This is a genomic window from Solibacillus silvestris, assembly GCF_051967575.1.
Classification (GTDB): domain Bacteria; phylum Bacillota; class Bacilli; order Bacillales_A; family Planococcaceae; genus Solibacillus; species Solibacillus silvestris_B.
In genome coordinates this window covers 1-25,594 of sequence record NZ_JBQCJW010000043.1, presented here as the reverse complement: position 1 = coordinate 25,594, position 25,594 = coordinate 1, and the positions used below count along the sequence as shown (strand labels likewise).

25 protein-coding genes, 1 tRNA gene, 1 other RNA gene and 1 other annotated feature are annotated in these 25,594 nt (G+C 39.9%); of the genes, 17 read left to right on the top strand and 10 right to left on the bottom strand.

Translation table 11 applies throughout. The annotated features are described in order from the left end of the window. The 3 genes from guaB to asnB form a co-directional block, all read left to right on the top strand. The coding region (gene guaB / locus ACTHOQ_RS17345) for an IMP dehydrogenase (protein ID WP_440497398.1) at positions 1 to 1,345 on the top strand (1,345 nt) is incomplete at its 5' end. A gap of 135 nt (positions 1,346 to 1,480) precedes the next feature. Beyond that, positions 1,481 to 2,818, top strand: a complete 1,338-nt coding sequence (locus tag ACTHOQ_RS17340; protein ID WP_440497397.1) for a D-alanyl-D-alanine carboxypeptidase family protein — start codon at positions 1,481 to 1,483, stop codon at positions 2,816 to 2,818. Between the two features lie 129 nt (positions 2,819 to 2,947). Next, the gene (asnB, locus tag ACTHOQ_RS17335) at positions 2,948 to 4,774 is read left to right on the top strand and encodes an asparagine synthase (glutamine-hydrolyzing) (protein ID WP_440497396.1); all 1,827 of its coding nucleotides are present in this window, start codon (positions 2,948 to 2,950) and stop codon (positions 4,772 to 4,774) included. Between the two features lie 47 nt (positions 4,775 to 4,821). On the opposite strand, the gene pdxR is transcribed toward asnB, so the two are convergent. Next, entirely contained in the window at positions 4,822 to 6,222 is a 1,401-nt protein-coding gene (gene pdxR / locus ACTHOQ_RS17330) for a MocR-like pyridoxine biosynthesis transcription factor PdxR (RefSeq protein WP_440497395.1), read from the bottom strand. Positions 6,223 to 6,377: 155 nt separating this feature from the next. Then, positions 6,378 to 6,592, top strand: a binding site (T-box leader). Between the two features lie 96 nt (positions 6,593 to 6,688). Between pdxR and serS the strand changes: the two genes are divergently transcribed. The 3 genes from serS (at position 6,689) to ACTHOQ_RS17315 (ending at position 9,732) form a co-directional block, all read left to right on the top strand. Further along, the gene (serS, locus tag ACTHOQ_RS17325) at positions 6,689 to 7,981 is read left to right on the top strand and encodes a serine--tRNA ligase (protein WP_440497394.1); all 1,293 of its coding nucleotides are present in this window, start codon (positions 6,689 to 6,691) and stop codon (positions 7,979 to 7,981) included. Positions 7,982 to 8,124: 143 nt separating this feature from the next. Continuing rightward, positions 8,125 to 8,982 carry a hydroxymethylglutaryl-CoA lyase gene (locus tag ACTHOQ_RS17320; protein WP_440497393.1) on the top strand — a complete coding sequence of 286 codons (858 nt, stop codon included), beginning with the start codon at positions 8,125 to 8,127 and terminating at the stop codon, positions 8,980 to 8,982. Positions 8,983 to 9,498: 516 nt separating this feature from the next. After that, a complete protein-coding gene (locus ACTHOQ_RS17315) occupies positions 9,499 to 9,732 on the top strand; it encodes a GNAT family N-acetyltransferase (RefSeq protein WP_440497392.1) in 234 nt (77 codons plus the stop codon). Positions 9,733 to 9,839: 107 nt separating this feature from the next. Here the strand turns inward: ACTHOQ_RS17315 and ACTHOQ_RS17310 are convergent, their stop codons facing one another. Both ACTHOQ_RS17310 and ACTHOQ_RS17305 read right to left on the bottom strand, forming a co-directional pair. Further along, the gene (locus ACTHOQ_RS17310) at positions 9,840 to 10,865 is read right to left on the bottom strand and encodes a DUF4179 domain-containing protein (RefSeq protein WP_440497391.1); all 1,026 of its coding nucleotides are present in this window, start codon (positions 10,863 to 10,865) and stop codon (positions 9,840 to 9,842) included. Then, positions 10,862 to 11,425, bottom strand: a complete 564-nt coding sequence (locus ACTHOQ_RS17305) for a sigma-70 family RNA polymerase sigma factor (protein ID WP_440497390.1) — start codon at positions 11,423 to 11,425, stop codon at positions 10,862 to 10,864. Before ACTHOQ_RS17305 ends, ACTHOQ_RS17310 begins: the two co-directional genes overlap by 4 nt. Positions 11,426 to 11,661: 236 nt before the next feature. On the opposite strand from ACTHOQ_RS17305, the gene ACTHOQ_RS17300 reads away from it, so the two are divergent. After that, positions 11,662 to 12,012 carry a GNAT family N-acetyltransferase gene (locus ACTHOQ_RS17300; RefSeq protein WP_440497389.1) on the top strand — a complete coding sequence of 117 codons (351 nt, stop codon included), beginning with the start codon at positions 11,662 to 11,664 and terminating at the stop codon, positions 12,010 to 12,012. A 10-nt stretch (positions 12,013 to 12,022) separates the two neighbouring features. Here ACTHOQ_RS17300 and ACTHOQ_RS17295 read toward each other — a convergent pair whose 3' ends face one another. Both ACTHOQ_RS17295 and tadA read right to left on the bottom strand, forming a co-directional pair. Further along, entirely contained in the window at positions 12,023 to 12,712 is a 690-nt protein-coding gene (locus ACTHOQ_RS17295) for a TMEM164 family acyltransferase (protein WP_440497388.1), read from the bottom strand. Between the two features lie 9 nt (positions 12,713 to 12,721). Next, positions 12,722 to 13,225 carry a tRNA adenosine(34) deaminase TadA gene (tadA, locus tag ACTHOQ_RS17290; protein ID WP_440497387.1) on the bottom strand — a complete coding sequence of 168 codons (504 nt, stop codon included), beginning with the start codon at positions 13,223 to 13,225 and terminating at the stop codon, positions 12,722 to 12,724. Positions 13,226 to 13,329: 104 nt separating this feature from the next. Between tadA and ACTHOQ_RS17285 the strand changes: the two genes are divergently transcribed. From ACTHOQ_RS17285 to ACTHOQ_RS17275, 3 genes are all read left to right on the top strand, one after another. Continuing rightward, positions 13,330 to 14,142: a hypothetical protein gene (locus ACTHOQ_RS17285; protein WP_440497386.1), complete on the top strand. Its 813-nt coding sequence runs from the start codon at positions 13,330 to 13,332 to the stop codon at positions 14,140 to 14,142. A gap of 117 nt (positions 14,143 to 14,259) precedes the next feature. Further along, positions 14,260 to 14,898 (top strand): deoxynucleoside kinase, encoded by a 639-nt coding sequence (locus ACTHOQ_RS17280; protein ID WP_440497385.1) that lies wholly within the window; start codon positions 14,260 to 14,262, stop codon positions 14,896 to 14,898. Next, entirely contained in the window at positions 14,895 to 15,563 is a 669-nt protein-coding gene (locus tag ACTHOQ_RS17275; protein ID WP_440497384.1) for a deoxynucleoside kinase, read from the top strand. Before ACTHOQ_RS17280 ends, ACTHOQ_RS17275 begins: the two co-directional genes overlap by 4 nt. A 42-nt stretch (positions 15,564 to 15,605) precedes the next feature. On the opposite strand, the gene ACTHOQ_RS17270 is transcribed toward ACTHOQ_RS17275, so the two are convergent. Then, on the bottom strand, positions 15,606 to 15,983 hold the full coding sequence (locus ACTHOQ_RS17270; protein WP_440497383.1) for a sodium:proton antiporter: 378 nt from the start codon (positions 15,981 to 15,983) through the stop codon (positions 15,606 to 15,608). A gap of 158 nt (positions 15,984 to 16,141) precedes the next feature. On the opposite strand from ACTHOQ_RS17270, the gene ACTHOQ_RS17265 reads away from it, so the two are divergent. Next, a complete protein-coding gene (locus ACTHOQ_RS17265; RefSeq protein WP_440497382.1) occupies positions 16,142 to 16,762 on the top strand; it encodes an RraA family protein in 621 nt (206 codons plus the stop codon). A gap of 127 nt (positions 16,763 to 16,889) precedes the next feature. On the opposite strand, the gene ACTHOQ_RS17260 is transcribed toward ACTHOQ_RS17265, so the two are convergent. The 4 genes from ACTHOQ_RS17260 to ACTHOQ_RS17245 all read right to left on the bottom strand — a co-directional run bounded on the left by ACTHOQ_RS17260 (position 16,890) and on the right by ACTHOQ_RS17245 (position 20,707). Further along, positions 16,890 to 18,158 carry a cation:dicarboxylate symporter family transporter gene (locus ACTHOQ_RS17260; protein ID WP_440497399.1) on the bottom strand — a complete coding sequence of 423 codons (1,269 nt, stop codon included), beginning with the start codon at positions 18,156 to 18,158 and terminating at the stop codon, positions 16,890 to 16,892. A gap of 82 nt (positions 18,159 to 18,240) precedes the next feature. Further along, positions 18,241 to 19,119 carry a response regulator gene (locus ACTHOQ_RS17255; RefSeq protein WP_440497381.1) on the bottom strand — a complete coding sequence of 293 codons (879 nt, stop codon included), beginning with the start codon at positions 19,117 to 19,119 and terminating at the stop codon, positions 18,241 to 18,243. Beyond that, positions 19,119 to 20,381 carry an ATP-binding protein gene (locus tag ACTHOQ_RS17250; protein ID WP_440497380.1) on the bottom strand — a complete coding sequence of 421 codons (1,263 nt, stop codon included), beginning with the start codon at positions 20,379 to 20,381 and terminating at the stop codon, positions 19,119 to 19,121. Before ACTHOQ_RS17250 ends, ACTHOQ_RS17255 begins: the two co-directional genes overlap by 1 nt. Positions 20,382 to 20,614: 233 nt before the next feature. Continuing rightward, a tRNA-Ser gene (locus ACTHOQ_RS17245) sits at positions 20,615 to 20,707 on the bottom strand. A 158-nt stretch (positions 20,708 to 20,865) separates the two neighbouring features. Between ACTHOQ_RS17245 and ffs the strand changes: the two genes are divergently transcribed. From ffs to ACTHOQ_RS17215, 6 genes are all read left to right on the top strand, one after another. Beyond that, positions 20,866 to 21,133: signal recognition particle sRNA large type (gene ffs, locus ACTHOQ_RS17240), an RNA gene on the top strand. A 916-nt stretch (positions 21,134 to 22,049) separates the two neighbouring features. Next, positions 22,050 to 23,795 carry a DNA polymerase III subunit gamma/tau gene (gene dnaX / locus ACTHOQ_RS17235; protein ID WP_440497379.1) on the top strand — a complete coding sequence of 582 codons (1,746 nt, stop codon included), beginning with the start codon at positions 22,050 to 22,052 and terminating at the stop codon, positions 23,793 to 23,795. 26 nt (positions 23,796 to 23,821) lie between these two features. Next, a complete protein-coding gene (locus tag ACTHOQ_RS17230; RefSeq protein ID WP_440497378.1) occupies positions 23,822 to 24,136 on the top strand; it encodes a YbaB/EbfC family nucleoid-associated protein in 315 nt (104 codons plus the stop codon). A gap of 68 nt (positions 24,137 to 24,204) precedes the next feature. Continuing rightward, on the top strand, positions 24,205 to 24,801 hold the full coding sequence (gene recR, locus ACTHOQ_RS17225; protein ID WP_440497377.1) for a recombination mediator RecR: 597 nt from the start codon (positions 24,205 to 24,207) through the stop codon (positions 24,799 to 24,801). Positions 24,802 to 24,817: 16 nt separating this feature from the next. Beyond that, entirely contained in the window at positions 24,818 to 25,033 is a 216-nt protein-coding gene (locus tag ACTHOQ_RS17220; protein ID WP_440497376.1) for a YaaL family protein, read from the top strand. Between the two features lie 64 nt (positions 25,034 to 25,097). Beyond that, positions 25,098 to 25,367, top strand: a complete 270-nt coding sequence (locus ACTHOQ_RS17215; protein ID WP_440497375.1) for a pro-sigmaK processing inhibitor BofA family protein — start codon at positions 25,098 to 25,100, stop codon at positions 25,365 to 25,367. The last annotated feature ends 227 nt before the right edge of the window (positions 25,368 to 25,594 follow it).

Below are 25,594 nucleotides of genomic sequence, written 5' to 3'. Positions count from 1 at the left end.
TTCGTCTCGACCTCCGTGTATTTTACTTAATCATATCACGTTAGCTCGGTACGACATCTATCCTAACAGAGGGGGAGGCGGACTTGGAATTATTCACAAAAACATGAGTATTGATGAACAAGCAGAAGAAGTAGAAAAAGTAAAACGCTCTGAAAATGGCGTTATTACGAATCCATTCTTTCTAACGCCAGAACATCAAGTGTTCGATGCAGAGCATTTAATGGGCAAATACCGCATTTCAGGTGTTCCTATCGTAAATAACATGGAAGATCAAAAATTAGTTGGGATTATTACAAACCGCGACTTGCGCTTCATTTCGGACTATTCACTGAAAATCGATGATGTCATGACAAAAGAAGATTTAATTATCGCACCTGTTGGAACGACTTTAGAGGATGCCGAAAAAATTCTTCAACAATATAAAATTGAAAAGTTGCCAATCGTGGATGAAGACGGTAAGTTAACAGGTTTAATTACGATTAAAGATATCGAAAAGGTGATTGAGTTCCCGAACGCTGCTAAAGATAGCCATGGCCGTTTAGTAGTAGGCGCAGCAGTTGGCGTTTCCAAAGATACAATGGTACGTATTGCAAAGCTGGTGGAAGCTCAAGTTGATATTGTGGTAATTGATACAGCACATGGCCATTCACAAGGTGTATTAAATACGATTAAGGATATCCGTGCTGCTTATCCGAATTTGGATATTATCGCAGGGAATGTTGCAACAGCTGAAGGAACACGCGCTTTATTTGAAGCAGGTGCGGATGTTGTAAAAGTGGGAATTGGCCCAGGCTCTATTTGTACTACACGCGTTGTGGCAGGTGTTGGTGTACCACAAATTACAGCAGTATATGACGCAGCTTCAGTTGCCCGCGAATTAGGCAAAACGATTATTGCGGATGGCGGTATTAAGTATTCAGGGGATATCGTAAAAGCTTTAGCGGCAGGTGGACATACTGTTATGCTAGGTTCATTATTGGCAGGTACATCCGAATCTCCGGGGGAAACGGAAATTTTCCAAGGGCGTCGCTTTAAAGTATACCGCGGTATGGGATCACTCGGCGCGATGGAAAAGGGTTCCAAAGATCGTTACTTCCAGGAAGATGCAAAAAAATTAGTTCCAGAAGGTATTGAAGGCCGACTTCCATATAAAGGGCCTTTAGCGGATACAATTCACCAATTAGTCGGCGGTGTACGCGCAGGTATGGGATATTGCGGCGCTCCAGATTTAGAGTATTTACGCGAGAAATCGCAATTCATTAAAATGTCGGGTGCAGGCTTACGTGAATCGCATCCGCATGATGTACAAATTACGAAAGAAGCACCAAACTATTCCTTACAATAATTACTAGGCAACTTTCGAACGCTACTATCGTCAAATTTGAAGATAGTAGCGTTTTTTTATTAAGAAGAGGACACATGCAACTACTTATGTATGATAAAATGACGTAGACAAGAAAAAATATTTGGAGGTAGCTTTGTGAAGAAGGTAAGAAAGCAAACGGTACTAAGCTTCATCTTAATTCCGATGTTATTACTTAGCATGTTGGCGATGGCACCTGCTACGACAAATGCGGAAGCGGATTTAGGATTAACAGTGGATGCCGCAATTTTAATTGATGCAGACACTGGAAAAATTTTATATGAACAAAATGCAGAAACAGCTTTAGGTATTGCCAGTATGACGAAAATGATGACAGAATACTTATTGCTTGATGCAATTGAGGATGGCTCAATTACTTGGGATCAACAATATAATGTAACGGAGTATACATATAAAGTATCTCAAAACCGCTTATTGAGCAATGTGCCTTTGCGCGCTGACGGTACGTATTCGATTAAAGAATTGTATGAAGCGATGGCTATTTATTCTGCTAATGCCGCAACAATTGCGATTGCCGAAACTATTGCAGGCACAGAAGCCGAATTTTTAAAGCTAATGAACAAAAAAGCAGAGGAATTAGGACTGGAAAATTATAAATTTGTGAACTCTACAGGTTTAAACAATTCCGATCTACAAGGTATGCATCCAGCAGGCACAGGAGAGAATGATGAAAACGTCATGCCTGCCCGTTCAGTAGCAAAATTGGCGTATCATTTATTAAAAGATCATCCTGATATGTTAGAAACGGCAAAAATCCCGAAGAAAGTATTCCGCGAGGGAACTTCGGATGCTATTAAAATGTCAAACTGGAATTTCATGCTGCCAGGGCTTGTCTATGCGTATGAAGGCGTGGACGGCTTAAAAACGGGTACAACGGATTTTGCGGGACATACGTTTACAGGTACGGCAAAGCGTGGGGATACACGTTTAATCGCTGTAGTAATGAAAGCAGTTGACTCAAAAGGCGTCGGGTCTTATAAAGCACGTTTTGATGCAACAGCCAAATTATTCGATTATGGTTTTGGCCAATTTTCAAAAGTTGAACTCGTTCCGGCGAACTATAAATTTGATGAGCAAAAATCAATTGCCGTAACAAAAGGAAAAGAGGATGCCGTCAATATTGCGATTAAAGAGCCTATTTCTGTTATGATCAAGACAACTGAAAAAGACTTATATGTACCTAAGCTAACTTTGGAAACAGAGGAGCTTGAAGCAGATGTAGAAGCAAATCAAGTAGTGGGTCAAGCGGTTGTTGAAATTTCGGAAGGTACGGATTACGGTTATATTGACGGTTCACAGATTGTGGCGGATGTAGTGACGACTGAAGCTGTTGAACGCGCAGGCAAAGTCTCATTATTCTTCCAAGGCATTGCGAACTTTTTCGGCAATTTATGGAGCGGTGTATTCGGCTTTGCGCATATTTCAAATAAATAAATAATTGAGCTTTTCTATGAGTGCATACTTGTAGAAAGGCTCTTTTTTCGTTTCGAACAGCATTTTCCGGGTGGGACAATTTGTCGATGAAGCGTATTATACATACATTGTTATTATGGAGGGATAATTATGTGTGGGATTGCAGGTTGCATTGATTACTCGAGTAATTTGTTGAATGATGAGCCGCTTATAAGAAAGATGACGAGGACGCTTTTGCACCGCGGGCCGGATAGTGAAGGCTATTTTATTGGCAGGCACGCTTTATTGGGGCATCAGAGGCTAGCGATCATTGATTTAGTGACAGGGAACCAACCGATGACACGAGGCAACTTTACAATTGTTTACAATGGTGAAATTTATAATGCAAATGAATTGCGCGAACAGCTTATTAAATATGGCTATTCGTTTTATACAACGTCTGATACGGAAGTTATTTTAATGGCTTATTGCGAATGGAAAGAACAGTGTATGGAGCATTTGAATGGTATATTCGCCTTTGCTATTTGGGATGAACAGGAGCAGTCATTATTTTTATGCCGCGACCGCTTAGGAGTGAAGCCGTTATTTTATTATGAATGCGCAGACGGCCTTTTGTTCAGCTCTGAAATTAAGGGGATATTGGCGCATCCTATCGTGAAAGCCGAAATTGATGTGGAAGGGCTAGCTGCACTGTTTAGTTTGGGGCCTTCTCGCATAGTGGGCCATGCGATTTTTAAAGGGATAAAAGAATTGAAACCCGCATATGCGATGATTGTTCACAAAGAGAGCAGAAAGAGCTGGCGGTATTGGGATATTGCAAGCAAGGAGCACGAACAATCAGAGGAAGAAACGATTGAAAAGGTTCGCGAACTTGTCACAAAGGCGATTGAAAGACAATTAATAAGCGATGTTCCTATAAGTACAATGCTTTCAGGAGGGCTGGATTCGAGTATTATTACAGCTATTGCTGCCCAAAAGCTTGCGCATGAGCAGAAGACATTATCAACATACTCTGTAGCATATGAAGAAAATGATGACCATTTCCAAAAAAATTCATTCCAAACTTCCCAGGATGAGTTTTGGATCGGGAAAATGCAGCAAAGATTTCGAACGGAACATAAACAAGTCACCATTTCACAGCAGGATTTAGTGGAGAATTTGCAAGAGGCGATGCGATTGAAGGATATGCCGAGTATGGCGGATATTGATAGTTCCCTCTATTTGTTTTGCAAGGAAATTGAAAAATCGCATACTGTCGCATTATCGGGTGAATGTGCGGACGAAGTATTCGGAGGGTATCCATGGTTTTATGAACAAAAATCGGAGACCCTATTTCCATGGCTGCGTTCCACTAAAGAGCGTGAAAAATTATTTAAAGCGGAATGGCAAAAACGGCTGCAGCTGCGACAGTTCTTGCAAAATACGTATGATGAGGCGGTGAAGGAAATGCCGGTCTTTATCGGAAGCAAAGAGGAGCAGGAGCGTCAACAATTGTTTTACTTGAACAACCAGTTCTTTATGCAGACATTATTGGAGCGAAATGACCGGATGACGATGGGGGCGGGCATAGAAGTGCGTGTGCCGTTTGCCGATCATACGATTATAGAATTTGTTTGGAATATTCCTTGGGAAATGAAAAACAGCGGCGGAATGGAAAAGGGCATATTGAGAAAGGCATTTTCGCATATTTTACCGAAGGAAGTAGTGGAACGTAAAAAAAACCCTTACCCAAAAACATATCATCCAAAATATACAAAGCTCGTACACCAGCGTCTACAGGAAATTTTGCTGAAGAAACATTCAGTGCTGCACGAATTATTTGAACGTGAACAGTTAGATGAGCTGCTTGCTACGAATGGCCAATCGTTCCAAATTCCATGGTTTGGTCAGTTAATGGCAGGTCCTCAATTAATCGCTTATTTAATTCAGTTGCATGATTGGATAGAACAGTATCGTATTAATATTATTTCAACATAAAACGAGACGTTCAAAAAATAAGCAACGTCTCTGTCGTATATTCATGCCTATTCGTTTTTGGGAATGTCCCAAATGGTCATTAGCTTATGAATTTTTTGCTCTATTTCATGAAGGAGTAAATGGCCGAAGCCTAATAAAAACGTCCGTTTCGGATAGTGCTGCTCCGTCAAAAAATAATTGGATAGCGGCAAAATATAAATGCTATTCTGTCGCGCTATTTTTTGAAGCTCCTGTTCCGATTTTTCATGGGGAAATGCGATTAGTATATTCGTGCCTGCCGCATCCCCTGATACGGTGATTTCGGGATAATGATTTGAAAAGATTTCGATGCATTTATCATGTTTTTTACGGTAAATTTTCCGCATGCGGTTCAGGTGTTTGGCAAAATGCCCGTCCTTCATAAACTTTGCCAATATATGCTGCTCAAAACGAGGAACCGTAGAAGAATAATAATTAAAATGCTCTTGATACCGTTTGATGAGCGTTGGCGGCAAGACGAAATAAGCGACACGCAACGATGGCATGAGCGATTTTGTAAATGTGCTCAAATAAATGACACGGTCGTTTTGATCAAGTCCACGCAATGCAGGAATCGGTTTCCCGATATAACGAAATTCGCTGTCGTAGTCATCTTCAATTATAAAGCGGTCTGCTGATTTTGCTGCCCATTTCAAAAGCTGTGTGCGTCTATTGGCGGAAAGTACGGCACCAGTCGGGAATTGGTGGGAAGGCGTGATATAAACCGCATTTGCATTCGTTTTTTGCAATTGTTCAACAACAATCCCGTCTGCATCAACAGCAATAGGAATTGCGAGCTGGCTAAGTTGATGGCGCGGTATTGGCGAGTAGCCCGGATTTTCGAAAGCGAGTAAAACATCGTTGCCCAAAAGTTTTAAAATCATCGGCAGCAGCTGTTCAGTACCAGATCCGATGACGATTTGTTCGGGGTTGCATTTGATGCCGCGCGATTGATGCAAGTAGTTTGCAATTTCAATGCGCAGTGCAAGTTCTCCTTGGCGTTCCCCTGTTTGCAATAAATGTTTAAACGGTGTATCCAGCACATCTTTGGCGTATTTTCGCCATACAGTGAAAGGAAAGGCGTCTTCATCAATTTTTGCGGAAGAGAAATCAATTTCATATTCAATTTGTTGTGATGTTTGCTGAAAATCGATTTTTGCAGCCACATTTTCGCGGAAGGGCAATGCATCAATTTCCTCGACGAAATAGCCAATGCGAGGCCTGGAAATAATATAACCTTCTGCCATAAGCTGTGCATAGGCCAGTTCGACCGTCGTTTGGCTAATGCTGAAAAATTCAGCGAGTTCGCGTTTTGAAGGAAGCCTGGCACCCACAACTAATTGATTATTTATAATGGTATTTTTTATACCAATATAAAGTTGTTCATATAGTGGAATAGTATGTTCTTTTTGTAGCTGAAAGAAAAGCATGAAAATAACCTCCTTAACTGACTATTATAAATCCGGTTTTTTAAGAACTGTTAGTAATGCCAGAAAAGTATAGCATGACAAGCTGAATTAATGAATATTTAAGCAGAAACTTGCAATGGCACAATGTTTATAGTACAGTATGGTTAAATTTATAAATGAATTCGATGATAGGAAGTAGTAGCAAGCGCGTTTTTCCTAGAGAGTCAGCGGTTGGTGAAAGCTGATAAAAACACTTGTGAATCCGTCCTTGAGATGCTTTTTCTGAAATAACAGTAGGTGGAAGCCGGCTTACCAGAGTCGTTAATTATTAAGAGGAATAGAATTTTTCTATTCAATTAGGGTGGCAACGCGGGTAGCTCTCGTCCCTTTTATAGGGATTGAGGGCTTTTTTGTATTCAATTCGCTAATACATCAACGCGTTAAAGTGCTCAAGATCATCATTTCATAAATATTAGGAGGAATGAACATGTTAGATATTAAACGTGTCCGCGACAATTTTGAAGAAGTGAAACGAATGCTTCTTACACGCAATGAGGATTTAGGAAATTTGGACAACTTCGAAAGCTTAGATACGAAGCGCCGTGAGATGATCGCCAAAACAGAAGTATTGAAAGCGGAGCGCAACAAAGTATCAGAGCAAATTTCTGTTATGAAGCGCAACAAGGAAGATGCAACAGAAGTGATTGCCCGCATGCGTGAAGTGGGTGACGAGATTAAAGCACTGGATGCGGAATTAAACGCAATCGAAGAAGAATTCAAGGATATGATGATGCGTTTACCAAATATCCCGCATGAATCTGTTCCGGTTGGTATGGAGGAAGAGGATAATGTAGAGGAATATACTTGGGGCGACGTGCCGGCACTTGATTTTGAAGCGAAGGCACACTGGGATATTGCAAAAGATTTGGATATCGTGGACTTTGAGCGCGGCGCTAAAGTTACGGGAAGCCGTTTTTTGTTCTATAAAGGTTTAGGTGCACGTTTGGAACGCGCTTTACTGAACTTCATGATGGATCTTCATTCAGATCAGCATGGCTATACAGAAATGCTGCCACCGCAAATCGTTAACCGCGATTCGTTGACAGGTACAGGCCAATTGCCGAAGTTTGAAGAAGATGTATTTAAATTAGTACGTGAAGAAGATGAGATGGATTATTATTTGATTCCAACTGCTGAAGTACCGGTAACAAACTATTATCGTGATGAAATTCTGTCAGCGGATTTACTTCCACAAGGATTTGCTGCCTATAGCGCTAACTTCCGTTCAGAGGCTGGTTCTGCAGGTCGTGATACACGCGGGCTGATCCGTCAGCACCAATTCAACAAAGTGGAATTAGTGCGCTTTGTAAAACCGGAAGAATCTTATGAGCAACTTGAAATTTTAACAGGTCATGCCGAAAAAGTATTACAGCTTTTAGGCTTGCCATACCGCAAATTAAAAATGTGTACCGCAGATTTAGGCTTCACAGCTGCGAAAAAATACGATTTGGAAGTATGGATCCCGGCACAAAATATGTACCGTGAAATTTCTTCTTGTTCAAACTTCGAAGATTTCCAAGCGCGTCGTGCCAACATCCGTTTCCGTCGTGAAGCAGGCGCAAAACCGGAATACGTGCACACATTAAACGGCTCAGGCCTGGCAATCGGGCGTACAGTCGCAGCGATATTGGAGAATTACCAAACAGCTGATGGTTCAGTCGTGATTCCTGAAGCATTGCGACCTTACATGGGTGGCATTGAAGCTATTTCTGCTAAATAATATTTTTCTACACCAACTTGTTTACTGGCAGGTTGGTGTTTTTCATAAAGAGAAAAGGAATATTCGTTTACTTACCTATTATAATTTGTTATATTCTAGAAAATATTTACGTTTTCGAGATTTTTGAATTAGGGGTGAAGCATATGCAATTTCCAAAGCAAGTAGAAATCATTGAGGTAGGTCCGCGGGATGGGCTGCAAAACGAGAAGGTATTTGTCCCGACAGAAAGCAAAAAAAGGCTGATTGAAAAACTTGCTTTAGCAGGCTTTGACCGGATCGAAACCGCATCATTTGTACATCCAAAAGTAGTGCCGCAAATGGCAGATGCCGCAGAAATTGCAGCATTTTGCAGAGAGCTTGGTATGAAGTTTATAGCGTTGACACCGAATGTGAAAGCATTGCAGCGTGCTATTGATGCAGGCGTGCCGCAAATTGCCGTGTTTGTCGGGGCTAGTGAAACATTCAATGAAAAAAACATTAACCGTTCGATTGAACAGTCACTTGCCGAATGTGCCGATGTGTTTCAGCTTGCCAAGAAGCATCAACTATTTATTCGGGGCTATGTATCAATGTGCTTCAGCTGTCCATATGAAGGCGATGTTACATATGAGCAAGTAAAGCGCGTTGTCAGCCATTTTGTGACATACGGGGTTGATGAAATTTCAATTGGGGATACAAATGGGCAAGCAAATCCGCAACTTGTTTATGAGCGGTTTTCACAGCTCAAAAAAGATTTTCCGAACACACAATTTGTAGGTCATTTTCATGATACGAATGGCTTTGCCTATGCCAATATCATTGCGGCGATGCAAGCAGGCATTGAAAAGTTTGATAGCTCAATAGCCGGATTGGGCGGCTGTCCATTTTCACCTGGTGCAACAGGCAATGTATCAACAGAAAAAGTCGTGCAATTATTAGAGGAAATGAAAATTGCAATGAATATTAAGCAAGATGCTTTAAAAGAAGCAGCATTGTTTGCAAAAAGTATAATAGAAAATTAATAAAAACTGTGTGAATGGCATTCCTTTATATGGTTCAAGGGGGAAGGGGAAGAGTGGGAATTTAAGGATATGGAAATAAATGGTCTATTTAATTTAATTGTCTTTACCTAAATAACCGCTTCACCAATCACTGTTTCATTTTATGGTAAGTAAGCGGAGAAATTCCGTTTATTTGCGGAATGAAGCTTGTTCTGGGAGAAATAAAGGGAAAATTTCCGGTTAAGGGCAACAAAACTCCTTATTTTCATATTTTTCGAGTTAATAGACGAAATTACTCCGATTATTTAGGCCATTTTTCATTCTATTTTCTAAATAAAGGGAATTTCTCCCTCTATTCAATTAGCCGTTTTATACTGTTTGTCATTCTGCACGTCATATTAATATAAAAGATATTATAAAAGGAGATACATAGCGCCACTTTATCCCGAAAAGGGCGTATGTCCGGTATTACTATCCATTTATGTTATTTCTATACATAAAATGGCTCTTCACCAAAAGTTGGGGATGACAAACTTCATGCCAAGGCGAGTTGATTGGAATGGAGGGGTAGCAAGTGCGCTCGTAATGTCCATCGAGAAATTAGCCGTAAAAGAGCAGATTCCAATTATGCGCTGTAAAGTCCGAAAGTCTGAAAGTGATAATATTCGTTTATATAAAAGACTCGGTTTTCATATTTCAAAAAATGAAACAGTGACAAGTCCACTTGGTTTTGTGATGGAAACGGTGACGATGGAGAAGGAGATTAAGTAGATAAAGCCGATACTTTTTGATATAAATGGTGCTTTATTATAAGACGAATCTTTTGCATATGTTACAAAAACAAGCGCTGCATAATTACACGCAGCGCTTGTTTCCATTTATTTTGCCAAATCGATTACAATAGCATCAAGCGAAATTTCTTCATGTCCGCGTCCATACTCCAGGCTGGCAATCGCTGTTGGCTCAATGAATAGCTTTGTTGCACCCTCTTTAATTGCGCCAAATGATGTTGTGCCGGTAAATGTTACAAAATCGTCGGAAGTTGTACCGCCACCGCCTAAACCATCCACGTAGACATTGCCTAAATCATCTTTTACCGTAAATACGGGTGTTACCGATGGCCAATCTTTACGTAACTCTTCACTTGCAAATTGTTTGTATGACAAAACGGTGGATACATCGGTAAACTCGATCGAATTCAATGTGATACGCACTTGCTCATTTTCTGCCGTTTCATCAAGAGCAATAACAGTACCGTCTATACGATTGAGCGAGAAATTAAATGACCAGTCGCCCTGTGCCACTATGTCAGTTTCATAGTTTTGAAAGGCTTTTGGCTTCCATGTTACTTCAATTTCTTCAGGAAATATCCCATCTTTAAAAGTTGGGGTGAATTGAGCGAGGCCCACATAATGTGTATCATCGATTTGGATAATTCGATCACTGCCACCCAGGCCGTTTGCACCTCTCACGTCAAACCAGTTTCCGCCACTCATCATGATTGATTCTCCGAGATTCTCCTCTGTTTCCAAAGCATACGAAACAATAATATTCGTGCCGTCGTATACAGCATGATCAATTAAAATGGAAATACCGTTGTCTGAATCAACAAGTCCTAAATCATCAGAGAAGAGCTCAAAGTTTGTATATTGTCCGTAATCATCATCAAAATAGCTCATGACATTATTCATAAACGGTATTTGCGAGGCGACAGAAGGAAAGGCGAATGCTGTTAAAGCAGTGGCGCTAACAAGAATTACAGCCGCTGCGCCAATCGATTTCCAAAGTGATGCTTTTTTATATTTTTTTAGCACATGCTGCTTCACTCGCTGCTTTTCGAGTTTAGTCACAGGTTCCGTTTCCAGGCGATCAATATCGAGCTCCATCCACTCTTTTATATTCATATAAAGCGCTCCTTTAAATTGTCATGTTGGGCGAGTTCTTTTTTGCCCCGGTATAAGCGATTATCGACAGCGGCCTTTGTGAGCCCAAGTGCGTCGGCAATTTCGCTATTTGTTAGTTCTAGATAATATTTCATAATAAAAATATGGCGGTCGAGCTCAGCTAATTGGCTTAGTGCAAACAGCAGCTCGTTTTTTTGTTCGCGCTCAAGTATTTTTTGTTCGGTAGTGCAGTTGGCCTTTTTTTGTTGTAATGATGCATCTGATTGCTCGCGGGCTGCGCGTTTTTCAGATTGCCGATAGCGATCGATTGCTTTATACTTCGTAATCATGCCGATCCACTTTTTAAAATCGTCTATGTCTCCTTGAAATTGTGAGGCATTTTGCCAAACATTCAAAAACACATCATTGATGCATTCATCTACATCTTGCTTGGGTTGTGTATGCAAAATTTTATGCGCAATCGCTTTTACAAGTGGCATGTAAACATCGATAATATAATCAAGGGCATCTTCCTTTTGTTTTTTTAATCGATCGATAAAGTTATTCGGTGAACTTTTCATAGGCTTGGCTCCTTATTTTAGTGAAAAAGCTTTTTCATATAATACAACGAAGCGTGCATAAGTTTATTCTCATTATTTTTTATAAAAAACAATTACGCAATGGAAATATTAGAAAGGAAGGGGAGGGCGACATTAAAATTTTCCGGTTTGAGCGGTATATTCCACGAGAAATATTAGACGGCATTCAAGAAGTTCATAAAGCTGTATTTGAAGGGGATTCGCTAAAGGAGCAGAAGTTGAGAGAGAAGCAAAATTTATTGGCAGTAGTCGCTGTAGAGGATGGTGTAGTGGCAGGTTTCAAGCTTGGCTATGAGCAACAGGACGGTGTGTTTTATAGCTGGCTGGGCGGTGTGCACCCACAGTTTCAACAGCAAGGTATTGCAGCGAAATGTATGGCAGCCCAGCATGAATGGTGTAAAAAAAAGGGCTATCTGCGCGTTCGTACATATGGAAGAAATAATAGAAAAGCAATGTTAATCGTTAATTTGAAGGCAGGCTTTGATATAGTATCCACCTTTATTGATGAAAAAGGACGGCATAAAATTATATTTGAAAAATCACTCAACGAAAAAGATGAGAGCATGTAGCGTATATCTACTACTCTCGTCTTTTTCTTATTGCGGGAAATAAATATAGCATGATCCATAACAGGAAGATAACGACTGCCAGGCTTACTAAATAACCGGAAGCGCCAAATGCATCATATAGCCATTGGAGCGGTGTTCCTCGCACCGGTTTATTCAAAAACATAAAGTTCGTTTGAAAGCGTGCATTATACATATATATGGGCGGTACTGTTATAGCTAAAAATAATGCCGCACGCCAAACATCGCGAAAAGCTGTATGGAGCTGCTTTGCGAAAATTAATACGAACACATACACAACGAGTAACGCATGAAATACAAAGCTATGAATATGCAGAAATCCGCCGACCGGATCCATTGTCCAACCGGGGAATAACAAGGCGATCGCAGCCCCTGGCAAAGTAAGCGCATATAAAATTGTAGCGGTCGTGCGGTTTGGAAAATATGCATGCCAGCCAATAATGAAAATCCCGAAACCGCATAAATGGAGCGGCGGACTCCAATACGAATATTGTGCTGTTCCAATTAAATAAATTTGTTTTGCAATTTCAAGAAACAGCAGCAACCAAAAAACGGACCTTTGAAAAAGTTGCTGCTGTTTAAATGAAAGATAACGAAAATAGTATATTGAAATAATTAAAACTAAGCTAATAGAAATAAGCCATGCTATATGAATGGAATCAAAAATAGAGAAACCGTCCATGCCCGACACCTACTTTTCCGATTGTTGTTTTCGCAATAACTTCTCCTGTTTTTTACGTTCACGCAAGTCCTTGAAAAAATCAGTTAAAATTTGGCCGCATTCCTCTGCCATTACCCCTTCTGTAACGTTGCATTCGTGATTGAAGCGTGCATCGTTCAATAAGCGGTATAAGGAGTCGACGCATCCGGCCTTTATATCGCGTGCTCCGTATACAATGCGGGGCACGCGGGATTGCAAAATAGCGCCTGCACACATCGGGCAAGGTTCGAGCGTCACATATAAAGTCGTTTCCTCCAAGCGCCAAGTTCCCAATTTTTTGCATGCTTCTTGTATGGCCATACTTTCCGCGTGCGTCAATGCATTTTGGGTTGTTTCACGCAAATTATGAGCCCGCGCGATAATTTCATCTTTATATACTATAATGGCGCCGATTGGAACTTCTCCAAGGGCGGCTGCCTTTTTCGCTTCATCCAATGCATGCTTCATGTAATGGTGATCATTGTTTTTGAGCATTATCCATCACTCCTTAAAGCATAGTGTAGCATGATTCGAAATGTATAGGCGACTATAGAATAAATCGTGCTATGATGAAAGAAAAGCTTGAAGGAGCGCTACTTATGAATTCATTTCAAACAATCGAGGAAGCAAATGAATATTTTGAGCGATTATTGGATAATTTGCTGCACAATCACGAACAAAAGCAGCAGTCGATTGAAATAAATGAACAGCAAATCCGTACAACATTAAAAAGGCAATATGAACAGCAGCTGTCAGCACTCGAACAACAGCGGAAAAAAGAGGAAGCTATGCTTAAGCGAAACAGTGCTCAAGCGATCGGGAAAATCAAAATATTATTTGAAAATAAAAAAGGTATTATATTGAAAAAGTATAAAGACGATTCTGAAGAAGAAATCAAAAATTATGAAGTGAATAAAATGGAAATGCTTGAGCAGAAACAAGCGGATGAACGTGCAAAATTCAAAGCATATATTGAGGGGCAAAAGCTATTATTGGCAAAGTCGGAAAGCGTCACTAAGCTGAATGTCGCCTGCGAGCAGGCGATGGATGAATTTCAGCAGGGGCTGATGGACATATTGGAAAAGTATAAACAACTGTTCGACGAGCTTGAACAGCAGTATGAAGGAAATTGCGATGGGCTGCAGCAACGGCGCGATGAAGCCATTGAAAGCCTATTCGACAATGAGGAAGCGTCACAAAACCAGTTGGACGATCAATTATTCGAAGCATTGCAGCACTTGGATGAAGAAATAGATGGGCAACGCAATCAAATTGAACAGGGCTATATTGAAAAAAAGCAATCGCTTGATGAGATGGTCTATATGCAGCGTGAAAGAAATGAAATGGAATATGAGCAACAACGTGAGCGGTTATTTGAGCTGCAAGAACAAGTTTTAGCACAGTTTGACTGATGGCGATCAGTCAAAGAATATCCCTATACAATTATGGAAAATTGTTTGTTTTGTTGTCTAATAATCATTGTGATAAAATGAAAAGCATTGACTATAAAATAAGAAGGAGCACTTCTAATGTCTGTGCCATTTATAACAGTAGAAGGTCCGATTGGTGTTGGGAAAACCTCATTATCTAAGGCCGTATCACAAACTTTTGACTATCACTTACTAAAAGAGATTGTAGATGAAAATCCGTTTCTAGGTAAGTTTTATGAAAATATTAACGAGTGGAGCTTCCAAACGGAAATGTTTTTCCTGTGCAATCGTTATAAGCAATTATCTGATATTCATCAAATTTTGGAAGCGCAAGGCCCAGTAGTGGCAGATTATCATATTTTCAAAAACCTGATTTTTGCGAAGCGTACATTGAAGACTGAAGAATATGAAAAGTATGAATCGATCTATCGGATTTTGACTGCTGATATGCCAAAGCCGAATATGGTCATTTATTTACACGCAAGTTTAGATACATTGATGAAACGAATCGCGATGCGCGGACGCGAATTCGAAAAGAATATTACACGTGAATATATGGAACAGCTTTCAAGCGATTATCATGAATTTATCGGTCATTTTGAAAAGATTCATCCAGAAATTCCTGTCATCCAGCTAAATGGGGACAAGCTTGATTTCGTGAAAAGTGAAGAAGATTTACAGTATGTGCTGCGAATAGTAGAGGAAAAGTTACAACAAAGGAGTTTGCATCAAAAATGAACTTAAGAGAGAAATATAATATTCCTGCGAATGCAGTGATTACAATTGCAGGAACTGTCGGTGTCGGCAAATCGACAATGACAAAGGCTCTGTCTGAAAGCCTGGGCTTCCGTACATCCTATGAAAAGGTGGATACAAACCCTTATTTAGATAAATTTTATGATAACTTTGAAAAATGGAGCTTCCATTTACAAGTGTATTTTTTGGCAGAGCGCTTTAAAGAACAGAAGCGTATTTTCGAATATGGCGGAGGCTTTATTCAAGACCGTTCCATTTATGAGGATACAGGCATATTTGCGAAGATGCACTATGATAAAGGGACAATGACACCGACCGATTATGAAACATATACAAATCTGTTCGATGCAATGGTGATGACTCCGTATTTCCCGCATCCTGATCTTCTTGTGTATTTGGAAGGCCCGATTGATGATGTCATTGGCCGGATCCAGGAGCGCGGGCGCGAGATGGAGCAGCAAACTCCTCATGCGTATTGGCAGGAAATGCACGGACGTTATGAAAGCTGGATTAATAATTTCAATGCGTGCCCGGTATTGCGCATTGATATTAACGATTACGATTTAATGAAAAACCCGGCGCAAGTAGAAGATGTAGTCGCACGTATCGCACATATGCTCGAACAAACAGGTCATTTGCGAAAATAAGCAAAAGGGCTGATTTTTGTGAAAAACGGAAATCAGCCTTTTTTATTTCACCCAAACAATAATAAAAACCGGAATCATTACGAGCAGAAATACGAAGAAGCTCCATAAAACTTGTTTTCCGGCCGACATATTTTTAGGCTTAATGCTAATCATTTCATATAATTCATTGATGGCGCGCTGTTCCTTGTCGAAGAGCATTCTTTGAAATGAAGCATAGTCTTCAATATAAGCAGCAGGATTTTCAAAATGGAAGCGGATAGCCCGTATATCGTCGGTCACATCCTTATCTTTATACATATATGTTATAGTCGGTGCAATTCCCCCTGTCAGCTGGGCTGTAACATGAATATCAAATGTCTTCATTTTATAAACCGGCTTCCCGGCATCATTTGTCACAATTTCAATAAGAGGATTTTTCATGATTAGTCCACCTTCCTTGTATTATTAGTATTCCCAATATGGATAATTTTGTAGCATTATTTTGAAAAGTATTGCGGGAAAAAAGTCATTTCGCTTATGCTAAAGATGTTTACAAATTCTTTTGATTTGTAACATTATAGCGAAAAGGGGATGGGAATATGACTTTAACAATGGTAGAACGCTTATTGGCTTTACCAACGACGGCGATTTCCGATGCAACAGGGGGACATACGAATGTTGCAGCAGCAATTAAACCGCTTGCAGATCATTTTAAAATTGCTGGCCAGGCAAGAACGATTCGCCTGCCGGACGGGGAAAACGGCGCGGTACTGGAAGCGATTAGCCAGGCCGAAAAAGGGGATATTCTAGTTATTGATGCAAAAGGCAATACAAATCGCGCTGTTGCAGGAGACTTTGTTATGCAGCTTGCGCAAGGTGTCGGTGTACAAGGATTTGTAGTTGATGGTGTCATACGTGATTTGGGGGCTGCAAGAGAGATTGACTTTCCGGTATTTTCATTAGGAACAACAGTAGCGGCAGGCAATAAGCATGGCGGCGGTACTGTTGGGGGAGCGGTATCTGTAGGGGGTGTAGCCGTACAAACGGGTGATTATGTCGTTGGCGATATTGATGGGGTAATCATTATTCCGCAAAAGAATGTAGAAGATGTAATAGAGGCCGCAGAAGCAAAAGTGTTAAAAGACGAAGCACGTGAGCATGAGGCATTACATAAAGGTGAAGCATCAATACGCGCTTATTTGGCAAAAGTTTTAAAATAACAAAATGGAAGAACAGTATGAAGAAACTCGGGAAAGGCATCCGAGTAGGATCAATATTGCGCAAAATAACGATATAAGCAAAAAAATATCAATTTTCTCATTGAGAAAATTGATATTTTCTTTGTTTTTATTTTAAATGAGCAGCTTGATATTCAGCAAATTGCTTCTCGTCGAAACGCTTCTCCCATTTGGCCATAACAAGTGCCGCCAATGTGTTACCTACTACGTTTACAGCTGTACGAGCCATATCAAGAATACGGTCAATACCTGCAATAAATGCTAAACCTTCTAGAGGAATACCTACAGAGCCCAATGTTGCAAGAAGTACCACAAATGATACCCCCGGAACGCCGGCAATCCCTTTAGAAGTTACCATTAATACAAGCATTAATGTAATTTGTTCCATAATTGAAAGGTCGATGCCATACATTTGAGCGATGAAGAGTGCTGCAATCGCTTGGTAAAGTGTCGAGCCATCCAAGTTGAATGAGTAACCCGTCGGAATTACGAATGATACGATATCCTTTGGTGCACCCATCTTTTCTGTCTTCAGCATAATACGAGGCAATACCGTCTCTGATGAAGAAGTGGAGTATGCGAGTAGTAACTCATCTTTAATCATGCGAATCAATTTGAAAATATTAATACCGAAAATACGGGCAGTAATTCCTAAAACAACGATTACAAAGAAAATCATAGCCGCATAAACTAATATAGCTAATTTTCCTAATGGAATAAGGGATTCCACACCAAATTTGGAAACGGTTACACCGATTAGCGCAAATACCCCTACTGGTGCGAATTTCATTACTAAGTTTGTGACCCAGAACATGGCGTCTGCGGTTCCTTGGAAGAAGGCAAGCACAGGTTTTCCACGTTCACCAACCGCCGCAACTCCTAGACCGAAAAGAACAGAGAAGAAGATAATCGCAAGCATATCGCCTTCAGCCATTGCGTTTACAATATTTTTAGGAACGATGTCTACGATAATTTGGAAAGTGCTTTTTTCCTCTTGAGCTTCCGTCGTTTCTACATATGAAGAAATATCAGATTTTTGAAGTTCATTCATATTAATGCCAGCGCCTGGTTGGACTAAGTTACCTGCTAATAAACCAACAACAATTGCTATAGTTGTAATAACTTCGAAATAAATAAGTGTTTTACCGCCAAGACGACCTAATTGTTTCATATCACCAGTTCCGGCAACACCTACAATGAGTGTCGAAATAATAATCGGTACAACGATCATCTTAATCAAGTTTAAGAAAATATCGCCTAAAGGCTGTAAATAAGTTTGTACGTTTGCATTGCCGTAGAACACTGCTCCGACGATAACACCAAGTACAAGACCGATTAAAATTTGCGCGGCTAAACTAATTTTAAACTTTTTCAAAATATAGTTCCCCCTAAAAAAATTAGATTCAGGACTAGCCTAAAATTAATTTTATTAGAGGGCTACAAAATCCGACAAAATCCGACTAATCTACTTTACTAATAATTTCAGAATATAAGACTTGAATGAATTTTTTAATATTTACTTTTGCTTTTCGCTGGTCATTATTTTCGATTTGCTGCATTAAATAGCGAATGTCTGTTAAGTCAAAATAGCGCGGTGTGTAGTATTCGAATTCGGAATTTGTATAATCGACAATCCCTAAATTCGCCAAGTTGATCATCGCTGCCAATATTGTACGGCGTACACGTTGTTCAATCGCTTTGCTTTCCTTCAAAATATCATCAGGCGTGTTTTTCGTGAGCATCGCCACACGTTCGTATACTTCCTTTAACGGCGGCAGGGGGGCGATTTTATGCTTTTCAATTAATAGCTGTTCAATAATTTTAATAATGTCCTCACTACCGACTTCGGCGACAATTCCCATATCATTCAAAATTGATTGAATATGCTCGCGCGTCGTTTTTTTCGTATGGGTTGCTTCGGAAATATCAAAGTTTGTTAATGATTGGCGAATGGCCTGCAGCGAGTTTTTTAATAAATATTGCTCTGCTGTACGTTTTAATACCATTTGCACTTCTATTTTATTAATAGGCTTATGGATAAAGAATTCAATGCCTTTTGAATAACCATCTGCAACCATTTCTTTATTGACGACTTGGGAAATCATAATAAATTGCCCTTTAAATCCGTTTTGCTGAAGGCGTTCGATCGTTTCAATCCCATCCAGCTTCGGCATCAATAAATCAATCAGCACAAATTCGGGCTGCATCATTAAAATTTGCGGGATGGCTTCGATGCCGTTCTTTGCCTCGCCAATAACAGTGCCTAGCTCACAGTCATTAATAATATTGCTCAGCATGACACGACTTGCACGGTCATCATCTACTATGAAATAACGCATTAATGAGTCTCCTTTCGTATGCTTTCTGTAGGGATCTGTACGATAAAGCAAGTCGATGTGTCACTTGTCACACGAATATCCCCATGCAAGTTTTCGACGATTGTCTTCGTATGGGAAAGACCGATTCCTGTAGAGGCATGCCCTTGCTCATTAAATTTTGATGTATAGCCTGCATCAAAAATAATCGGAATAAGCGCACCTTCAATTCCTACACCATTATCCTCGACGGTAAAGGTAGTCATGTCCTGATCAATCATGATACTCATTGTAATAAAGCCGTTTTTCTCAATTGCTTCAACGGCATTTGCCATTAAATTATTTAAAATGGCAAACAATGCGATATGCCTCTTTGTTTTAAAATCATCGGAACAAATTAATGTAAATGAAATTGATTTATTTAAATACTTAGCATAATTTTCATTCGCTTCCACAATAAAACTTAATAAATCGGATAATAAGAAATTCGATTGATAATTTCTGTTTGTGATTTTCGAAAGCCCTGCATAGATACGTTCATGATCTTTCTTTACTTCATGAATTTCTTGGGCAATATGCAAAGCTTCAGTAGCGAGCTGCTTCTCGGTGGGCTTTAACTTTTTGTAAAGCTGATAACTGTTTGCAGTAAGCTGTTCGATTTGGTTCATAGTTTTTTGAATATAGAGCGCTTCCACATATAGCTCTGAGTGAATAGTCATAAGCTGTTTTAATTGTTTTTTCTGCTCCGACATCGTAATTATACTGTAAATGCCAACGACAAAAAAACTGCGCAATAAACCAACTAATATAAATAATAAAAAGGAAATAAACGTTTCTTGTTCGGAAACAAGGAGGATTGCCGTTAAAATATGCTCAACCATATTGGAAATGATTTCAAATGCGGTCCCCCATAATCCGAGGATAAGCGGCTGCTTTTTTAATTCATCTAATGGGATTAGCTTAAAACATAGTGCAAAAACAGTATAAAAAGCCCCTGCCGGTAAATGTTCGATAACGTAAGTAATAAAGTTTTGACCATGAATGAAAAGATCCAATAACGACCGACCGATAATTACGATAAACGCCGTCAATAGCCCTGTTGAAACAATCGGTAATGGACGAATTAATAACGCAAAAAAGAAAATAATACTTCCTAACCCGAATCGAAAAGGTCCATCTTCAAAAGGAATAATTTTAATTTCGCCGCCTATAGCGGTCAACAAGCCAACAAGTAGCATAAACAGAAATAGTTTTGCTGTTTTTATACGAGGCTGAGTCGTCTCCAATTTTAATATACCGCCTTTAAATGCATGACTTAGTAATTAATTGTACAAGAAATGAATGGATAAATACAAAGGGAGCGCCCGGAAATTGAATTTCTGGACGCTCCCTCGGTGACGGGAATGGCGGGTATTTATACCAGCCATTATAGGGATAACACAATACAGTCAGTACTTATTCTAGAGAATTTTATATAAAAAAACCGCTAAATTATTTTAGCGGAATAATGTTCAAATAATGGAGGAGGTAGAGGGATTCGAACCCCCGCGCGGTGTTACCCGCCTGTCGGTTTTCAAGACCGATCCCTTCAGCCAGACTTGGGTATACCTCCAATAATATAAATCGTCTTTTCGACAAAAACTAATTTATCACAAAAATATTTATACGTCAATAAATTTCTTGGAAAAAATAGCGTGATTTTAGTATTGGCAAAAATTAATTAAGACATTTCATTGCATTTTTATGGCCTCCTTAGTATACTAATACTTGCCGTGCTAGATGGGGAGGTAGCGGTGCCCTGTAACTTGCAATCCGCTCTAGCAAGATTGAATTCCTTTTCTGAGGCTGTCCGTATTGTTTGGCCTGCCTTTTGCACGTAGTGTTGACGGTTGGGTCCTGCGCAATAAGTACCCATGAACCATGTCAGGTCCGGAAGGAAGCAGCATTAAGTGGTATCACTTATGTGCCGCGGGGTAGCCTAACCCGAGCTGGCGACAAGAGTAACGCTTATGTGCGGCAGTCGAAGAAAGGTGCACGGTATGAAATGATCATTCCAAACGCATCCATCGTATAATTGATGGATGCGTTTTTTATTTTTAAGGAAACTATAGATTTTGGCAATGTAGATAACTTCATAAAAAAGTGTTGTCCCCGTCCAGGCAAACCGCGCCAACTTTTCGCACCATTAGGCCCCACCACGCAAAAGAAGGGCACTGAAAATCCACTATCATTTTTAATAAGGGCTTCTCTTTTGGATTGGATTGGGCAAAATTCACATTTCCCGATAGAAATTCCGGCTTTTAATTAAATTAATAAGAAAAAATAACCGGAGATTTTCCGGTTATTTGCGCAATGTGGCTCTTTTTGAAGTAAATAAGAGGAATTTTTCCGGTTATCCAAAGAAAAATACTCCATTTTCATGTTTTTTAGGTCAATAGGCGGAATTTCTCCGCCTATTTCTTAAAGAGGCATTTAAACGGACCGCCCCCGTTAATAGAGGATCCCTCTTCATCCCAGTTGCGGAACTCTGCCTCTTTTTTAGCCATCTAGCCACTTCACTGAAAATATGCTTAGATTTCCTCGGGAATTTTCAGCTGGCGAATAAAATAGACAGACATATTAACTAAAGAAACGAGACTGGTAGTTGTACCCGTAAAAAACTGTTAATTGAAATGAAAGCCCAAAATTAAAAAGACAGATCTTCAGCACCCGCTGCAAAAGTGGTGGAACGTTTACTTTTGCGTCGGATCCTCCAATGTCTGTCAGAGTTGAACGGGCGGTTTAGCGCTTTTGTTCTTTTGAAAACAATATGTTTTTGCTTCACAGATTTTGAAAGCTGAAGTTAATTTATGTCCAGCCAAAAAACATATTGTTCATTTTATTTCAAAAGAGTTTCAAGTCACTTTATGCTATACTTAATTTATGAATTTTTATTTCGAAAGGAGAGGGAAAGGTTGACATATCAAGCATTTTATCGTGTTTATAGACCACAATCATTTCGGGAAATGTCGGGTCAGACACATGTAAAGAGAACCCTTCAAAATGCTCTCCTTGCAAGCAAGACTACACATGCATATTTATTTTCCGGTCCACGAGGGACAGGGAAGACGAGTACTGCAAAAATTTTTGCCAAAGCATTGAACTGTGAAAATGCCCCGGCAAATGAACCATGCAACGAATGCCCGACATGTTTAAGTATTACAGAAGGATCACATACAGATGTTATTGAGTTTGACGCCGCTTCAAATTCGAGAGTGGAGGAAATGCGCGATATTATCGAAAAGGTCCGTTTTGCCCCGGCTAATGCGCGCTTCAAAGTGTATATTATCGATGAGGTGCATATGCTTTCGACAAGTGCGTTTAATGCATTATTAAAAACGCTTGAAGAACCGCCTGAACATGCGGTGTTTATTTTGGCCACGACAGAGCCGCATAAATTGCCGGCGACCATTATATCCCGTTGTCAGCGATTTGATTTTAAACGGCTTTCTTCTATAGATATAGTAGAGCGTATGAAAGTCGTATTGGAAGATATCGGCATGGGCTACGATGAGCAGGCACTAAAGGCGATTGCCCAAGCGGCAGCAGGTGGTATGCGTGATGCACTAAGCTTGCTGGATCAGGTTGTTTCATTTAGTAATGAGCATGTTCAATTGGAGGATGTACTTCTTGTAACAGGTTCCGTGAGCCAGGATGCATTTTACGATATTGCGATTTCGCTGCAGCAAAAGGAAGTGGCGCAAGTGCTGAGCAGTGTTGAAAGCTTAATAGCCGATGGGAAAGAGCCGCTTCGATTGGCGGAAGACTTCATTACATTTTTCCGTGATCTGCTCCTTTTAAAGACAGACGGTACATTGGAGGATTTGCTGGAATTTATTTCGCCGGAAGAAAAGTTTATAGCACTGGCAGAGCAATTCGATGCAAATGCACTTTATGGTTTTATTGATATTTTGGCTAAGACGCAACAAGAAATGCGCTTTTCGCATCACACGAAAATTTATTTGGAAACCGCGCTTCTAAAAATGGCGCAATACAAAGCTTCGCCACAAGGTACGGCTGCAGTGGATCCGGAAATTGAAGGGAAAGTAGCGTCACTTGAAAGTCGTTTAGGGCAACTGTCCCAACAGCTTCAAGGCGGGGGAGCACCCGCTCAGCAAAAAGAACAGCCTCGCCAACGTGTACGCCCGCAAGGCAATCAATACAATGCCCCGACAGGTCGTATTCAAGAAGTGCTAAAGTCGGCGACAAAGGCGGATTTACACAAAGTGAAATCGGCTTGGGCTATTAGTTTGTCGAGCCTGCAAAAATCGCATGCGGCTTTATTGGCGGATGCAGAGCCTGTTGCCGCAAATACAAGTGCTTTTGTGATAAAATTCAAGTATGATATACATTGTCAAATGGTAGCAGACAACAATGCGCTTGTTTCATTGTTTACACAGCGAATAGCTTCAGAAATCGGGATTCAATATGAGCTTCTATGTATCCCGGAGCCTGCGTGGATACGCTTACGGGAAAACTTTATTAAGGAAAATGGCTTAAATCAAAAAAAATCGACATCCGGTGAAGCAGATGCAGCGGAAGATTTGTTGGATGAACCATCTTTCATCGATGAAGTTCAAATGATGGAAGCACAAGACCCGCTTGTTACGGAAGCAGAGAAGCATTTTGGAAAAGACTTTGTTGATGTTGTCGAAGAATAATTGCACATTCAAAGGAGGAAATTAATATGCGTGGTATGGGTAATATGCAAGGTATGATGAAAAAAATGCAAAAGATGCAAAAAGAGATGATGGAAGCACAAGAGGCGTTAAATGCCGAGCACTTTGAAGGTACTGCTGGCGGCGGTATGGTGAAAGTTGTGATGAACGGCCAACGCCAAATGCTGGAATTGAATTTGGATGAGTCTGTAGTAGATCCGGAAGATATTGAAATGTTGCAGGACTTAATCGTTATTGCGACAAACGAAGCATTGAAAAAAGTAGAAGAAACTACAAATTCTACAATGGGCAAATTCACACAAGGAATGAACCTTCCTTTCTAATTTGATCGTGTAGAAATAAGAGCACATCTCACATTTTGGGATGTGCCTTTTTAAAGGAGGGGAACAGGATGCATTATCCGGAGCCAATATCTCGATTAATCGATAGTTTTATGAAATTACCAGGAATAGGTCCAAAAACAGCAGCTCGCTTAGCGTTCCACGTATTAACGATGAAAGAAGATACAGTATCGACATTCGCAAAAGCATTAGTTGATGCGAAGCGTAATTTACTATACTGCTCCCAATGTGGTCATATAACAGATATAGATCCTTGTCATATTTGTTCAGATAAACAGCGTGACGTTTCTACAATCTGCGTTGTGCAAGATCCAAAAGACGTCATTGCAATGGAAAAAATGCGTGATTATCAAGGTTTGTATCATGTATTGCATGGGGCCATTTCACCGATGGATGGCGTTGGACCAGAAGATATCAATGTTGCCTCATTGTTAGCGCGGCTGCATGATGAACGTGTACAAGAATTGATATTGGCAACAAACCCGACTATCGAAGGAGAAGCGACAGCGATGTATATTTCGCGACTTGTCAAACCATCCGGGATCCGAACAACACGTATTGCACATGGTCTACCAGTCGGCGGCGACTTGGAATATGCCGATGAAGTAACTTTATCAAAAGCGTTGGAAGGGCGACGCGAGTTATAAATCGGGAGGGAAAGCAATGCTATTTTCTCGTAAAGGGAAGCTCAAGAAAGAATTTGATGAAAAACTAGTTTCTTCTATTAAAGAGACGAAGGAAACTTTACAAAACGCGAAAGTTATCGAGGAATTAACCGACGATTATAATTTAGAAGTAATTGCTGAACGTAAAAGAGCCGAGAGCATTCATTTCTACCTATATAAAGAAGCACGAGTGCGTCGTGTGCTAATTAAATAATCATTTAGAAATAAGAAACCGATCAGATGCATATGTTACCACTAAATAAAAAAAGGATGGTGCTATGCGATACATAGTTTTAACTATGGTCTGCTTTGTTGTCTTATTTCTTTTTTTCCTGAATAAAAAAAGCAGGGGAAAAGCGTGGGAATATTTTGCGTGGTTTTGGTTTAAAATTGCTGTTGTCGTCGTTGTATTATTTATGGGGAACTTAATTATAGGGGCTGCTGGTTTTCTTTTTTATGTGCCTATTAACTTATTCTCAGTACTTACAATAGTGATTTTAGGTCTTCCTGGGATGATATGTGTAAGTTTATTAATATTAATCAAATAAATTTAATAAAAGCATTGCATTGTGAATGATATCGTGATATATTATTAGAAGTCGCAACGACGACAACTTAACTTTAAAAAACATTCAAATAAATTGTTGACATAACACTTTAAGAATGATAAGATATAAAAGTTGTCATTTGAGACGGCACAATGAACCTTGAAAACTGAACAAGCAACGTTAATGAAACAAGCTTCTTAAATGAAGCAAACAATAGATATCAGCTT

Coding starts and splice junctions, on each gene's coding strand:
- ACTHOQ_RS17315 (WP_440497392.1), top strand. CDS start 9,499: ATGCCAAGGCGAGTTGATTGGAATGGAGGGGTAGCAAGTGCGCTCGTA.
- ACTHOQ_RS17280 (WP_440497385.1), top strand. CDS start 14,260: ATGTCTGTGCCATTTATAACAGTAGAAGGTCCGATTGGTGTTGGGAAA.
- ACTHOQ_RS17255 (WP_440497381.1), bottom strand. CDS start 19,119: ATGCGTTATTTCATAGTAGATGATGACCGTGCAAGTCGTGTCATGCTG.
- ACTHOQ_RS17310 (WP_440497391.1), bottom strand. CDS start 10,865: ATGAATATAAAAGAGTGGATGGAGCTCGATATTGATCGCCTGGAAACG.
- ACTHOQ_RS17285 (WP_440497386.1), top strand. CDS start 13,330: ATGAATTCATTTCAAACAATCGAGGAAGCAAATGAATATTTTGAGCGA.
- asnB (WP_440497396.1), top strand. CDS start 2,948: ATGTGTGGGATTGCAGGTTGCATTGATTACTCGAGTAATTTGTTGAAT.
- ACTHOQ_RS17275 (WP_440497384.1), top strand. CDS start 14,895: ATGAACTTAAGAGAGAAATATAATATTCCTGCGAATGCAGTGATTACA.
- ACTHOQ_RS17295 (WP_440497388.1), bottom strand. CDS start 12,712: ATGGACGGTTTCTCTATTTTTGATTCCATTCATATAGCATGGCTTATT.
- recR (WP_440497377.1), top strand. CDS start 24,205: ATGCATTATCCGGAGCCAATATCTCGATTAATCGATAGTTTTATGAAA.
- ACTHOQ_RS17270 (WP_440497383.1), bottom strand. CDS start 15,983: ATGAAAAATCCTCTTATTGAAATTGTGACAAATGATGCCGGGAAGCCG.
- ACTHOQ_RS17320 (WP_440497393.1), top strand. CDS start 8,125: ATGCAATTTCCAAAGCAAGTAGAAATCATTGAGGTAGGTCCGCGGGAT.
- serS (WP_440497394.1), top strand. CDS start 6,689: ATGTTAGATATTAAACGTGTCCGCGACAATTTTGAAGAAGTGAAACGA.
- ACTHOQ_RS17265 (WP_440497382.1), top strand. CDS start 16,142: ATGACTTTAACAATGGTAGAACGCTTATTGGCTTTACCAACGACGGCG.
- ACTHOQ_RS17215 (WP_440497375.1), top strand. CDS start 25,098: ATGCGATACATAGTTTTAACTATGGTCTGCTTTGTTGTCTTATTTCTT.
- pdxR (WP_440497395.1), bottom strand. CDS start 6,222: ATGCTTTTCTTTCAGCTACAAAAAGAACATACTATTCCACTATATGAA.
- ACTHOQ_RS17220 (WP_440497376.1), top strand. CDS start 24,818: ATGCTATTTTCTCGTAAAGGGAAGCTCAAGAAAGAATTTGATGAAAAA.
- ACTHOQ_RS17305 (WP_440497390.1), bottom strand. CDS start 11,425: ATGAAAAGTTCACCGAATAACTTTATCGATCGATTAAAAAAACAAAAG.
- tadA (WP_440497387.1), bottom strand. CDS start 13,225: ATGCTCAAAAACAATGATCACCATTACATGAAGCATGCATTGGATGAA.
- ACTHOQ_RS17230 (WP_440497378.1), top strand. CDS start 23,822: ATGCGTGGTATGGGTAATATGCAAGGTATGATGAAAAAAATGCAAAAG.